Origin of the sequence: Bacillus cereus, from assembly GCF_025917685.1 — a bacterium.
Classification (GTDB): domain Bacteria; phylum Bacillota; class Bacilli; order Bacillales; family Bacillaceae_G; genus Bacillus_A; species Bacillus_A cereus_AT.
Genome location: NZ_CP089518.1, coordinates 759106 through 772926 on the forward strand (window position 1 = coordinate 759106; position 13821 = coordinate 772926).

Consider the following 13821-nt stretch of genomic DNA (forward strand, 5'->3'; position numbering starts at 1 on the left):
TGAGTGAGATGGAAGTGAATAAAGCTTTAACAATTGCAGGATCTGACAGCGGAGGCGGTGCTGGAATTCAGGCGGATTTAAAAACATTCCAAGAGCTTGGTGTGTACGGAATGACAGCTATTACAGCAATTACAGCGCAAAATACGCTCGGCGTGCAAGGGGTATATCCTGTTCCGTTAGAAGGAATTACGGAACAGCTGAATTCAATTGGTACGGATTTAACACCAGATGCTGTGAAACTAGGAATGTTGTTTAGTAGTGAAATTATCCAAATTGTTGCCGAGCATATTAAGAAATTTGGCTGGAATAATATTGTGCTAGACCCTGTTATGATTGCTAAGGGTGGTGCGTCATTATTACAACAAGAAGCAGTGCAAGCATTAAAAGAATATTTATTACCAGTAGCAACTGTTATAACACCGAATGTTCCAGAAGCAGAAGTGCTAACTGGGATGGAGATTCATAACATCGAAGATAGTAAGAAAGCTGCGAAAGTATTGCACGAATTAGGTGCTAAATATGTGCTTATGAAGGGCGGCCATGCAGAGTATCAAGGTAATGAAGTAATTGATTTACTCTTTGATGGAGAGGAGTTTATCGAGTTTAGAAGTGAACGAATTCCTTCTAAGCAAACGCACGGAAGCGGGTGTACATTTGCTTCAGCAGTTACAGCAGGACTTGCTAAAGGGTATTCAATTGAAGAGGCAGTTCAAGAGGCGAAAAAATTTATTAGTATAGCAATTGAAGAGCCGTTGAATATTGGTAGTGGTCATGGACCAACGAATCATTTTGCGTATAAATTGAATGAAGTACAAGCATAAGTGAAAATTTAACCAGTGGGGATATACCCTCACTGGTTATAAATATTAATAGGGATTATTTGATTGGTTTAGCTTGTTTAAATGTGCCTTCTTAGATGAGTAAAGTATATACAAGGTGTAATGATATTAATATTAAAAATATAATGTATGGAATCATAGCTTTCTTATTATTACTTAAGTATTTACTATAAATTAATAACAAACAAGAAAGTAAAAAAATGATTTCTAATGTGGTGCGGAATTCAGTATAACTAGGAATAGTAACCAATATCGCTAGAATTATTAGTGACGAATTGCCTAGAATAGTTATTATTTGAATAAAATTTTTCTTTTTATCCTCGGTCATATACCATCCTCATTTCACCTTTAATTTTTAATCATTTCTTTATCTAGTATTATTACAATACGATTAATGAAAATTCCTATTGAATGTAAATATTTATAATACTTAACAATAAAAAAACTCCATTTTGAGGAGTTTTTTTATTGTTTACTTTTTCAAAATACAGGAGTAATATATCAGCCAGAATACATTTTTTGTAATACGCTGAGTCCAAATGTATGGAGCGGAGGAACCAATTTGTGCGTCGTCACTAGGGGTGAATCTTTCAAATTTGAAAGTAGGGCTACTCTCAAAGTCCGAATCCGACAGCTAACTTCGTAAGCGTCTTGAGAGAGGACGGTGCCATGATGGATACATCACTTCATCGATCTGATTAGTATAGGGGAATATCAATCTATGTTTGATTTCTTTTATGCTAAGGAGGATGAGGTACATGGAACTAACACTTATTTGTGTTGGAGGAGAAAGTAAAGTAAATAGTTTAAGAGATTTAGTAGCATTTCAACATGAGTTAATTATTTTTACAGCAAATGAAGAGATAGCGGCTGAAGTTAGGGATTGTGGATTTGATTGGACGTATAGTTGCAGTAAGGAGCAGGATTTTACTAGTATTTGTGAGTGTATTAAGAAGGTAATCTTACTAGGGGATGAGCTTCCAATCGTTAGCTTCTTCACAGAACACATTCGCTTTTCTTCTCAAGCACCTATTACTGTTGTTACAAGGAATAAACGATATCCAGCGAGGCTCTATGAAACAATGGGGGCTACATTTGTCGTGTTTACGAATTGTGATAATATTTCTTTTTTATTTTTTGAATAGGGCGGGGGAAATAAAGATGAAGGTGTTGTTATTAGGAGATATAGCGAATCGTTGGGCGGTATCGGTAGAGCGAGTTCAAGAATTGGTGGTGCTTGATCCTATTTTTCCAAGGCCATATATTATATTGCCATCGAAAGACGCTTTATATTTAAAAACAGATGTTATCGAATATGAGCAGCTACATGCAGAATTGTCACAAGTTTATATTCGCGGGAGAAATTTACGTGCTTTTTTACGAGGGGAATAAATAGTGAATGAAAAAAGAGTGAATGCTGAGTGCAACAAGCTATGCACTTCATGTAATTCGCTCTTTTTATTTCGTATTTAAAAGATCATTTCTGTGAAAAAGAAAGAAAAGACGAGAAAACAGATGAAAGAATATTAATAACACCTAATGTAAGCGTTTAAATAGATGGATATTTTCTTATTTTCAGTAATTTAACCCTTTACAAGTTAAATTTAGAGGAGTATATTTACTCTCATAAATCATTCATGAAATTTCCAAAAAAAACCTAAAATCGCTGAGTTCCAGAAATGGAGCGGGGGAACCAATTTTGTGCATCGTCACTTGGGGTGAATCTTTCAATTTTGAAAGTAGGGCTACTCTTTAGGCCCGAATCCGACAGCTAACCTCGTAAGCGTTTAGAGAGGAGGTTTACTTTGTGTTGTTCACTTCGAACACTAAGTAGAGCTTAGTGTTCTTTTTTTGATGAATAAATGTCAAATTTTAACAAAAAGTGAGGGATAGCTATGTTAGATGTTGTAATGATCGGGATATTTGTTGTATTAGTTGCATCGATGGCAAGCCTGGCAAGTTGGTCAGATAAAGTTGTGAAAGAAGGGAAGCAATCATGATGATTGCCTTATCGGTTATTGTTGCAGCGATTACGGTGTACTTAGTGTACGCATTATTAAATCCAGAAAAGTTTTAATTAGGGGGAATCATTCATTATGATTTGGGTTGCAGTCGTTATTACAATGCTCTTGTTTATTTTAGTAGCAAAGCCAACGGGGATTTATTTAGAAAAAGCTTTTCAAGGTAGCAAAACGCTAGATAAAGTATTCGGGCCTTTTGAAAAACTTATTTTTAAAATTACGGGTGTAAAAGAATACAATCAAACGTGGAAACAGTACGCATTATCACTTGTTTTACTCAACGGATTTATGATTGTTGTTGTATATTTCATTTTCAGATTACAGGGTGTGCTGCCGCTAAATCCAGCGCATATTGAAGGAATGGAGCCTACGCTCGCTTTTAATACAGCAATTAGTTTTATGGCTGATACAAATTTACAGCATTATAGCGGTGAAAATGGTTTGTCTTATTTATCACAATTAATCGCCATTACGTTTTTAATGTTTGCAGCACCAGCAACGACTTTAGCGATTGTTATGGCATTTATAAGAGGGCTTGCTGGAAAAGAACTTGGGAACTTCTTCGTTGATTTTACGAGAGCTTTAACGAGAGTTTTTCTTCCAATTGCATTTGTTGCGGCGTTAGTCTTTGTTGCACTCGGTGTACCACAAACGTTAGACGGGGCAGTTACAGCACATACGATTGAAGGTGCAAAGCAAAGTATATTACGTGGACCAGTTGCATCATTCGTTGCAATTAAGGAACTTGGGAATAATGGTGGTGGTTTCTTCGGAGCAAACTCAGCGCATCCATTTGAAAACCCAGGACAAATTAGTAATATTTTGCAAATGATGCTTATGATGTTATTACCAACAGCACTACCATTTACGTACGGAAGGATGGTAGGAAATAAAAAGCAAGGACGTATCCTTTTTGTATCACTGTTCATGGTCTTTTTACTAGGATTTATAACGATTACGACATCCGAATTACATGGGAATCCAGTATTGAACCAAACAGGTATCCAGCATGTGCAAGGAAGCACAGAAGGGAAAGAAGTACGATTTGGAACCGTATTTTCTTCACTTTATGCGACAGTAACGACAGCTGCTGAAACAGGAGCGGTTGATACGATGCATGATACGTTAACACCAATTGGCGGTTTAGTTCCACTCGTAAATATGATGTTGAATACAGTATATGGCGGCGTTGGAGCAGGCTTTATCAATATTATCATGTATGCAATTATTGCAGTCTTTATATCAGGATTAATGGTCGGACGGACGCCAGAGTTTTTAGGTAAAAAGATTGAAGGTAAGGAAATGAAATTAATTGCGGTAACGATATTATTCCATCCGTTGCTTATTTTAGGATTTTCAGCATTAGCTCTTTCAACAAGCTTAGGAACGGATGCGATTTCTCATTCAGGTTTCCACGGTTTGACGCAAGTTGTATATGAATACACATCGTCAGCTGCGAATAACGGATCTGGATTTGAAGGTTTAGGGGATAATACACCATTTTGGAATATTACGACTGGTTTAGTTATGTTTTTAGGACGTTATTTCAGCTTAATTACGATGCTAGCTGTTTCTGCTTCACTGAAGGAGAAAAAGGTCGTACCAGAAACAGTCGGAACATTCCGTACGGATAATAGTTTATTTGGTGGCATCTTCATCGGAACGATTGTAATTGTAGGTGCGTTAACATTCTTCCCGATGTTAGTATTAGGTCCAATTGCAGAATTTCTTACATTGAAGTAATGGAGGGTAAATGATGAGACCGGTAGTAGTAAAAGAAAAACAAGTAGATAAATCACAAATACATGCTGTAGAAGATGAGGTTAGACAAGCGAAAACGTTGGATCGTGATATCGTGACGCATGCGATAAAGCAATCCTTTGCAAAATTGAATCCGAAAGTCATGATAAAAAATCCGATTATGTTCGTTGTGGAAATTGGATTTATCATTACGTTACTTTTATCCTTTCTTCCAAGTAGTTCTAGTAGTGTACCAGGATGGTTTAATATAACAGTTTCTCTCATTCTATTATTTACAGTTTTATTTGCTAACTTTGCAGAAGCGTTAGCTGAAGGGCGTGGTAAAGCGCAAGCCGATTCTTTAAAACAATCGAAGAAAGATGTGTTTGCAAATGTTGTAAAAGAAAATGGAGATATTGTTCAAGTTTCAGCAACTGATCTGAGAAAAGGTGACGTTGTTATTGTAAAACAAGGAGAAATGATTCCAAATGATGGTGAAGTAATTAAAGGTTTAGCATCTGTCGATGAATCTGCAATTACAGGGGAATCAGCTCCTGTTATAAAAGAAGCGGGCGGTGATTTTTGTTCCGTAACAGGTGGAACGATGGTCGTAAGTGATGAAATTACGATTGTGATTACGAGTAACCCAGGGGAATCATTTATCGATAAAATGATTTCTTTAGTAGAAGGAGCTGCACGTCAAAAAACGCCGAATGAAATTGCTTTAAATACAGTATTAACGAGTTTAACGCTTATTTTCTTAATAGTTGTTGTGACGTTGCCGATTTTTACAAATTATTTAGGGTTTCAAATTGATACAGCTGTACTTGTAGCGTTGTTAGTTTGTTTAATTCCAACGACAATTGGTGGGTTATTATCAGCAATTGGTATTGCCGGGATGGACCGCGTGACAAAGTTTAACGTGTTAGCAATGTCAGGGAAAGCAGTAGAAGCTGCGGGCGATATCAACACAATTATTTTAGACAAAACGGGTACGATTACTTTCGGGAACCGGATGGCACATACACTACTCCCTGTAGGAAATGAAACGATTGAGCAAGTAGGAAAATGGGCAGCGATTAGCTCAGTTTTAGACGAAACACCAGAAGGTCGATCTGTTATCGAGTATATGCAAGCGAAATCTATATCATATAATAGAGAACTTGCAGAACAAGGTGAGTTCGTTCCATTTAAAGCAGAAACGAGAATGAGTGGTGTCGATTTACAGGATGGAACGAAAGTGAGAAAAGGTGCTGTAGGTAGCGTGATTGAATGGGTTCAATCACAAGGTGGAACGATTCCGAAAGATGTGAATCAAAAAGCAGATTTCATTTCAAAAGAGGGTGGAACACCACTTGTAGTTGCAGTAGACGATCGTATTTACGGTTTAATTTATTTAAAGGATACAGTAAAACCTGGTATGCGTGAACGTTTTGAACAATTACGTCAAATGGGGATTAAAACGGTTATGTGTACAGGGGATAATCCATTAACAGCAGCAACAATTGCCAAAGAAGCAGGGGTAGATGAATTCGTTGCCGAGTGTAAACCGGAAGATAAAATTGCAGTTATTAAAGCAGAGCAAGATAAAGGGAAACTTGTAGCGATGACAGGTGATGGTACAAATGATGCCCCGGCATTGGCACAAGCGGACGTTGGATTAGCGATGAATAGTGGTACGACAGCTGCGAAAGAAGCAGCGAATATGATTGATTTAGATTCGAATCCAACGAAAATTATTGAGGTTGTAGGAATCGGTAAACAATTGTTAATGACGCGTGGTGCTTTAACGACGTTTAGTATTGCGAATGATATCGCGAAATATTTTGCTATTATTCCAGCGATGTTTACACTTGCGATTCCGCAAATGGAAGCATTGAACATTATGAAATTAACATCACCGCTTTCAGCAATCTTATCAGCATTAATATTTAATGCAGTTATTATTCCGTTACTCATTCCGTTGGCGATGAAAGGTATCGCATATAAACCGATGAGTTCGAATGCACTGCTTAGCCGAAATCTACTTATTTACGGGCTTGGCGGAGTGATCGTTCCGTTCATTGGAATTAAAGTAATTGATATGATTGTCGGCTTGTTCATATAAGGAAGAGGGGAAAACAGATGGCGAAAAAACAAAGTATACTTTCACCAATTATTCGTATTACTTTTACGTTCTTAGTCTTGTGTGGACTTGTATACCCGCTAATTGTAACGGGTATAGCGCAAGCGGTAATGAAGGATAATGCGGATGGAAGTCTTATATATAATGATAAAGATGAAGTAGTTGGTTCAAAATTAATCGGTCAAAATTTCACAGATCCACGTTATTTTCATGGACGCGTCTCTAGTATAGAATATAAAGCAGAAGCATCTGGTTCAAATAACTATGCACCGTCTGATCCAGATTTAGCAAAACGAGTTGAGAAAAGTATTGAGGACTGGAAGAAACAAAATCCAACCATTCCAGTTACAGAAGTACCGATAGATTTAGTGACGAATTCGGGTTCAGGGCTTGATCCTGACATTAGTCCAAAAGCGGCTTCTGTGCAGGTAGATCGCATCTCGAAATTAACGAATATTCCGAAAGAAAAGCTGGATCAATTGATTAAGGATCAAACGGAAGGTGCTGCACTTGGCTTGTTTGGGGAAGATCGCGTGAACGTTTTAAAGTTAAATTTAGAATTACAGAAATTAATGAAATAGTAACAGTGCTACCTCAATCTAACGGATTGAGGTAGCGTTGTTTCGAATGAAAGGTTGTGCTTATTTTGTATGCGGATGACTATGAACCGAAGTTTCAAAGGCGAACGCCAGAGGAATATTTAGAATATATTCGTCAGCAAAATCGCGGAAAATTAAAGCTATATGTAGGGGCTGCCCCAGGTGTAGGAAAAAGTTATAAAATGCTCTTTGATGCAAGAGAGATGAAAAAAGACGGTATTGATATTGTAATTGGTTTAATTGAAACACATGGAAGAGAAGAGACAGAAGAAGCAATTGCTGATTTAGAAAAAGTTCCGTTAAAAGAAATACAGTATAAAGGAAAAGTATTTTATGAACTTGATGTAGAAGGAATTATAAATCGTGCGCCGCAAGTAGTTGTAGTGGATGAACTCGCGCATAGTAATATTCCTGGATCTAAAAATAAGAAACGTTATATGGATGTTCAAGAATTGTTAGATGCCGGTATATCCGTATTATCAGCATTTAATATTCAACATTTAGAGAGTGTTCATGACATTGTAGCTCAAATTACGAATGTAAAAGTACGAGAACGAATTCCGGATTTTATTTTGCAAAAAGCAAATGAAATTCAGCTTGTTGATGCAACGCCCGAGGTATTAAGGAAGAGATTAATAGATGGAAAGATATATAAGGAAGAAAAAATAGAGCAAAGCTTACAAAATTTCTTTACGCTCAATAATTTAGGGGCATTAAGGGAATTATCGCTTCGTGAAGTCGCAGATGATATGGATGAGAAAATTAGCCAAACTGTTATAGAACCGATTGGTGTGAAAGAAAAAATTCTCGTTTGTGTACAATACAGTTCAACAGCAGAGAAATTAATACGGAGAGGTTGGCGCATGGCAGATCGGTTAAATGCTGAATTGTATGTCTTAAACGTAGAAAGAGAAAATATAGATTCTATTTCAGCAGGGAAAAAGCAAACAATTGAAGAGTGGAAATCGCTAACGAATCAATTTGATGCGAGCTTTGTATTAGAAGAAGCGAAAGGAAGAAAACCCGCTGATGTTATTATTGAAGTCGCGAACAGACTACAAGTGACACAAGTTTTACTCGGGCAATCGGCGAGAACACGGTGGGAAGAAATACGAAAAGGTTCTATTGTAAATGAAATTATGAGACAAACGAAGTATATTGATATTCATATTGTTGCGGATCAACGAGCTTAAAATAGAGGCCACCTTTCGGATAGTCTCTATTTTTCTTTTTTCAAGCCTTTTGAATATAATTTCTGAAAGAACTCATATATAATAGAAAAAGATACTTAACATAGTGAATAATTAAAGAGTCAATATATATAAAGAGGAGAGAGTAACATGCTTGAAAATACAGGGTTAGTATTAGAAGGCGGCGGTATGCGTGGTGTATATACGGGCGGGATATTAGAATATTTTATGGAACAAGATTTATATTTTCCATATGTAATCGGTGTATCAGCTGGTGCTTGTCATGCAGCGTCGTATCTTTCCAGACAAAGAAATAGAAATAAGACAGTAAATATTGATTATGCATCGCATCCACAATATTTATCGTATAAAAACTTATGGAAAAAGCGTCAATTATTTGATATGGATTTCATTTTTCATGAAATTCCAGAAAAGCATGTACCGTTTGATTTTGAAACATACTATAATAGCCCAGAGCGTTTCCTTGTAGGAACAACAGATTGTGAAACAGGACAGTCTGTTTATTTTGAAAAAGAAGGAACGAATGATGATGCACTAAATTTATTACAAGCGTCTAGTTCATTGCCTTTCATTGCACCGGTAGTAAATTACCGCGGTAAGCAGTTATTAGATGGCGGGATTTCTGATCCGATTCCAGTTCGTAAAGCACAGGAAGATGGGTTTGAAAAATCAGTCGTGATTTTGACGAGAAATCATGGTTACGCGAAGAAGAAGTCAAAGTTTGGATGGGTGGCAGCGAAAGCGTATAAAAAATATCCTAATCTTGTTAACACGATGTTGAATCGTTATGAAGTGTATAATGAGACACTTCACTACATTGAAAAAGAAGAGCAAGCAGGTAATTTATTTGTTATTCGCCCAGAAGTGCAGCTTCAAGTAGATCGTATGGAAAAAGATACAGCAAAACTACAAAATTTATATGAGCAAGGCTATGAAGATGCAAAGAGACAATTTGCAGATTTACAGGCGTTCTTGCAAAAATAAGTATTAGGCTGCGGAGAAGAGTTTCTTCGCAGTCTTTTTTATTATTGATCTATAACTGAATGCCGAATGCCATTTTAGAAACAGTTATACATGTTTTTGGTTATGGTATAATATGGATGAAAGTGTGTAAAGGGATGATACATATGGAAAATGTATATAAGGGGCTTAGACATGCTGGATTTACTATGATACTTATTTTTGGTGGTGTATTTCTACTTCGCTGCTTCATTCATGGTGAGATGCTACTGGATCAGCTTATTGGGTTTAGTGTAGGAATGATGATGGTTGTTTCATCCGTTTTCATTCAAAAGTATAGTAAAAAGTTACAGGTAGATGAGAGATATTAGAAATTGTGAGCTCCCTTTATATTTGGAGGGGGCTTTTATAATTAAGTAGTTTAGCTGAAGAGGAGGCTTTCGTATGATTTTCTTACTTGTCGTATATTTTGTTTTTATTATGACGTTGTTTATGACGTTTTTTCTTTCTAAAAGATCATATGAGAAGCCGTTTATTAAATATGTACCAGCGTTAATATTGTTTATTTTGGCTTTCATTTCTTCTATTACGTTTGTATTTAATAACGGCATGGGAGAACTGATGATAGCGATATTTTTAGGAGTTACGGCAATAGCAAACTTGCTCTTACTGCTTGCGCTAAAAGTAGTTCGTGTGATTGTTGCAAAAGGAAAGTAGAGCATCGGAATTCGATGCGCTACTTTTTTATTTACGCTTCTTTTTAATAAACGAAAAGGCTAAAGCTGTAATCAAAATACTGCCTTTAATGATATCTTGTGCATAATAAGGAACGTTCATCATTGTGAGGCCATTTAATATAATTCCGATTAATACCGAGCCGAGGAATGTTCCGACTATATTTGGTTTCTTGGCACCGAACATTGCATAACCGATATAGGCAGCTGCAACTGCATCCATTAATAATGGGGAACCAGCTGAAACTTGCCCTGTTCCAACGCGGCTACATAGAATAATCCCGCCGACAGAGGCGAGTAAACCGCTAATCATATAAGCGTATACACGGTAACGATCGGTAGGGATACCGGCTAGTCTAGCAGCTTCTCGATTCCCACCTGTCATATAAAAGAAACGACCGTACGTTGTTTTTTCTAAAAATAGATGTGCAATTAAAACGACGATAAGCATGATAATGACAGGGACTGGAATTCCTAAAATGGAACCTTGACCGATAAATAAAAAGGATGGAATAAAATGTCCTGTGGCACCCGACATTCCTTCATATATTGAAGATCCTTTTGAAAATGTTAAGTGTAGTCCATTCACGATATACATGATACTTAGTGTAGCTAGTAAATCTGGTAGTTTAATTCGGATAACGAGTAGTGCATTTAATAATCCAACTAATAGTCCACACAGAATAGGAACAAGGAGTGTGACTAATAGTTCTTGTCGATATAAAACGAGACAAGAAGCAGCGGCAATTGTTGCTAAACTAGCGGTAGAGCCGACTGATAAATCAAACCCATCTACAATCAATGTAAAGGTAACACCAATCGCAAGTAACGTTACGATAGAAATAGAGCGTAAAATATCACTAATATTGTTGTATGTTAAAAAAGAATCATTGACGATAGAGAAAAAAATTGTAACACCTATAATAATAGCAACTGTACTAAATTGATAAAAAAGATGAGTAGGTAAATATAGTTTCTTAGTTTTAGTTTTATGAACGAGATTCAATGGAAAAGCTCCCTTCAGATAAATGTAAAAGCTGTTCAGGAGATAGGTCATTCGGCAAGTACTCACCTACAAATTCTCCGTTTGCCAGTATAAGAATGCGATCGGCGATATGTAGTGCTTCATCTTGTTCTCCTGTGAAATAAATTACGGAACTCCCGTTTTCTGTAATGTTGCGAATGAATTGAAAAATGTCTTGTTTCGCAGCTATGTCTACACCTTTAGTTGGCTCGTCCAAAAGAAATAGATTAGGTTTGAATCCATTCCATTTTGCAATTGAGACTTTTTGTTGATTTCCACCGCTAAGTGAATGAATAAAGGCTTTTGGGTCATTGGGTGAAATGCTGAAAGAAGAAATTACCGTAGTAGCATTATTTAATTCGGTTTGTTTTCGTCTCCAACCTGATTGGTGTAAATTAGTGTGACTTATAATATCTTCCGAAAGAAATACACCTTGTTTTCTTCTTTCTTCTGGTACAAGTGCGATTTTCGCTTTAATCGCATCTCGCGGTGTTTTAATTGTTATGTTGTGACCATCTATTTTTGCGCGATAAGTATGACGAGCACCAAATAAAGTTTCAGCAAGTGTTGTTTTTCCACTTCCAATTAATCCGTATATCACAACAGTTTCTCCTTTTCGTATTGTAAGAGAAAGGGGAGAATGATCTTCGTGTAATTGAAGCTCTTGTACTTTAAATATTTCCTCGCTCCCGATTTTTGGTGCTGTATTAATAGGAAGTGTAAGTTGTTTTCCAGTCATTGCTTCAACAATTTGTTGATCTGTAATCGTTGTAATGGCTTGAGAAAGGGCAACTTTACCGTTATGTAGTACAGTTACATCATCCGCGAAATTTCGAATCTCTGATAAACGATGAGAAACTAGGAGGATGCCAATTCCTTTTGATGTCAAATCTTTTAATAGTTTCCCAAAGGTTTCAACTTCCTTTGGTCCAAGAGAAGAAGTAGGTTCATCTAATAAAAGATAAGTTGTATTGTTAGATAAAGCTCTTGCGATAAGAAGTAATTGTTTTTCATGTAATGAGCAGTTTGAAACATCTTCTGAAACATTTAAATCTACTTGTACAATTTGCAAATGTTGTTTAGCGAGTGCAACTAATTTGGACTTTGAAAATAGTACTTTATTTTGCATTGCTAAATGATCAATTAGTACATTTTCTAATACAGATAATCCCGGAATAAGTCCATGATCTACTTCTTGTGTTACGAAAGAAATACCGTGCTTTTTTGCATCACGTGGTGAAGTGAAGGAAACAGACTGATTATCAATTTTTATATCGCCAGCAACTGGTTGGATTTCACCAGTTGCTATTTTTAGTAAAGTACTTTTTCCCGCACCATTCATTCCTAGTAAAGCGTGTACTTTTCCTTTTTGAATATGAATAGAAACATCTTCTAAAACAGGTGTAGCTACATGATAAGAATGTGTAATGTTTTGAAGAGAGAATGTCATCATTTTTTCTCCTTCTCTAATTTTTTCATCCAAGGAGAATATGCATCTTTTGAGTCTCCCCAACCGTTTATATGTTTTGATAATTGATCCATTGTTATATTTTCTTTTGGTAAACTACTTTTCTTTACTAAATAAGGTTCTAGTGAATAAATATCTGGCGTTTGTTCACCAGCAATTTTTTTGTATAAAAATCGTACTTGAACTTTACCTACTTCAGCTGGATCAGTTGCAGCTGTAGCAGTCCAAGGTGAGCTTTCTTTTTGCATGAGTTGTAAATCTTCATTACTTAAGTCAATGCCATATACTTTTATATCTGTACGACCAGCTTGTTCAAGTGCTTTAACAGCTCCTTTAGCGAACTCATCCCATGAAGCGAAAATAGCTTGTAAATCTCCTTTTTTCGGATATTTCTTTAATAAAGCTTCTACTTGTGTTTGTGTATCAAGCGGTGTGTTATTACTAGCAGTACCGAATCGTGCAACTTCTTTTATATTTGGATAACGTTTATAAAAAGCATCAATGATAACGTTGCGACGTTCCATTGGAGCAAATCCGCCAACCCATACGACTGCGATATTTCCTTGTCCATTCAAATCTTCCGCTAACGTTTTTAATGATTTCCATGCAAGACTATAGTCATCTTGATCAATAATTGTCACACCTGGCAAGCGTAGATCGTTATCAAACGCAACTACGGGAATATTCGCCTGTAACGCTTTTTCTACTCCAGGTTTTAGTGCTTCAGAGCGGCCGTGATCAATTAAAATACCATCCACTTTTGAATTAATAGCAGTATCTAAATTTGCAGCCATTTTTGCTAAATCGTTATCAGAATTGTAGACTTGTACACTACCGCCAAATAGCTCGACTTGTTTTTTGACGCCCTCAATATATTGAGAGGAAAAAGTTCCGATGGACATTTGCATAATTAATGCGATTTTTAATGGCTTCTTCATTTGGATTGGAACTTCTGTTTGTAAGTGATTTTCTACCGTTGTAGGCGCCTTTTTCACAGTTTGTTGCTTTTGTGATGAAATCGCATCTTGTTCATTTGTACAAGCGGTTAATGTAAGTAAGAGAAAAATAAGTACGATGGAACATAATTTTTTCATAAAAAA

Annotated in this window: 15 protein-coding genes and 2 riboswitches; of the genes, 12 read left to right on the plus strand and 3 right to left on the minus strand. The window is 36.4% G+C overall.

From position 1 onward, the window contains the following. Positions 1-8: 8 nt before the first annotated feature. The 12 genes from thiD (at position 9) to LUS72_RS03900 (ending at position 10212) form a co-directional block, all read left to right on the plus strand. On the plus strand, positions 9-821 hold the full coding sequence (gene thiD, locus LUS72_RS03845; RefSeq protein ID WP_097831321.1) for a bifunctional hydroxymethylpyrimidine kinase/phosphomethylpyrimidine kinase: 813 nt from the start codon (positions 9-11) through the stop codon (positions 819-821). A 535-nt stretch (positions 822-1356) separates the two neighbouring features. Next, a riboswitch (cyclic di-AMP (ydaO/yuaA leader) is annotated at positions 1357-1504 on the plus strand. Between the two features lie 93 nt (positions 1505-1597). Next, the gene (locus tag LUS72_RS03850; protein WP_141533273.1) at positions 1598-1984 is read left to right on the plus strand and encodes a hypothetical protein; all 387 of its coding nucleotides are present in this window, start codon (positions 1598-1600) and stop codon (positions 1982-1984) included. A 16-nt stretch (positions 1985-2000) separates the two neighbouring features. Continuing rightward, positions 2001-2231 (plus strand): hypothetical protein, encoded by a 231-nt coding sequence (locus LUS72_RS03855; protein ID WP_000866315.1) that lies wholly within the window; start codon positions 2001-2003, stop codon positions 2229-2231. Between the two features lie 262 nt (positions 2232-2493). Further along, a riboswitch (cyclic di-AMP (ydaO/yuaA leader) is annotated at positions 2494-2639 on the plus strand. A 95-nt stretch (positions 2640-2734) separates the two neighbouring features. Next, positions 2735-2839, plus strand: a complete 105-nt coding sequence (locus LUS72_RS03860; RefSeq protein ID WP_000887889.1) for a SipW-dependent-type signal peptide-containing protein — start codon at positions 2735-2737, stop codon at positions 2837-2839. Then, the gene (gene kdpF, locus LUS72_RS03865) at positions 2836-2916 is read left to right on the plus strand and encodes a K(+)-transporting ATPase subunit F (RefSeq protein WP_000972378.1); all 81 of its coding nucleotides are present in this window, start codon (positions 2836-2838) and stop codon (positions 2914-2916) included. The genes LUS72_RS03860 and kdpF overlap by 4 nt, the downstream gene beginning before the upstream one ends. A 19-nt stretch (positions 2917-2935) precedes the next feature. Next, positions 2936-4603: a potassium-transporting ATPase subunit KdpA gene (kdpA, locus tag LUS72_RS03870; RefSeq protein WP_264448611.1), complete on the plus strand. Its 1668-nt coding sequence runs from the start codon at positions 2936-2938 to the stop codon at positions 4601-4603. A 13-nt stretch (positions 4604-4616) separates the two neighbouring features. After that, entirely contained in the window at positions 4617-6707 is a 2091-nt protein-coding gene (kdpB, locus tag LUS72_RS03875; protein ID WP_264448612.1) for a potassium-transporting ATPase subunit KdpB, read from the plus strand. A 17-nt stretch (positions 6708-6724) separates the two neighbouring features. Further along, the gene (kdpC, locus tag LUS72_RS03880; RefSeq protein ID WP_264448613.1) at positions 6725-7306 is read left to right on the plus strand and encodes a K(+)-transporting ATPase subunit C; all 582 of its coding nucleotides are present in this window, start codon (positions 6725-6727) and stop codon (positions 7304-7306) included. Positions 7307-7362: 56 nt separating this feature from the next. After that, positions 7363-8517, plus strand: a complete 1155-nt coding sequence (gene kdpDN, locus LUS72_RS03885; RefSeq protein ID WP_097831315.1) for a KdpD-like non-kinase potassium sensor — start codon at positions 7363-7365, stop codon at positions 8515-8517. Positions 8518-8664: 147 nt separating this feature from the next. After that, positions 8665-9519 carry a patatin-like phospholipase family protein gene (locus LUS72_RS03890; protein ID WP_097831314.1) on the plus strand — a complete coding sequence of 285 codons (855 nt, stop codon included), beginning with the start codon at positions 8665-8667 and terminating at the stop codon, positions 9517-9519. Positions 9520-9662: 143 nt separating this feature from the next. After that, positions 9663-9866, plus strand: coding sequence for a hypothetical protein (locus LUS72_RS03895; RefSeq protein WP_097831313.1), 204 nt, complete (start codon positions 9663-9665; stop codon positions 9864-9866). Between the two features lie 73 nt (positions 9867-9939). Beyond that, positions 9940-10212, plus strand: a complete 273-nt coding sequence (locus tag LUS72_RS03900; protein WP_097831312.1) for a sugar ABC transporter ATPase — start codon at positions 9940-9942, stop codon at positions 10210-10212. Between the two features lie 27 nt (positions 10213-10239). On the opposite strand, the gene LUS72_RS03905 is transcribed toward LUS72_RS03900, so the two are convergent. Genes LUS72_RS03905 through LUS72_RS03915 form a run of 3 tightly spaced genes read right to left on the minus strand, consistent with a single transcriptional unit; the run spans position 10240 to position 13815 of the window. After that, positions 10240-11235 carry an ABC transporter permease gene (locus LUS72_RS03905; protein WP_097831311.1) on the minus strand — a complete coding sequence of 332 codons (996 nt, stop codon included), beginning with the start codon at positions 11233-11235 and terminating at the stop codon, positions 10240-10242. After that, positions 11219-12706, minus strand: coding sequence for a sugar ABC transporter ATP-binding protein (locus tag LUS72_RS03910; RefSeq protein WP_097831343.1), 1488 nt, complete (start codon positions 12704-12706; stop codon positions 11219-11221). The genes LUS72_RS03905 and LUS72_RS03910 overlap by 17 nt, the downstream gene beginning before the upstream one ends. Then, positions 12703-13815: a sugar ABC transporter substrate-binding protein gene (locus LUS72_RS03915; protein WP_264448614.1), complete on the minus strand. Its 1113-nt coding sequence runs from the start codon at positions 13813-13815 to the stop codon at positions 12703-12705. The genes LUS72_RS03910 and LUS72_RS03915 overlap by 4 nt, the downstream gene beginning before the upstream one ends. Positions 13816-13821: the final 6 nt, after the last annotated feature.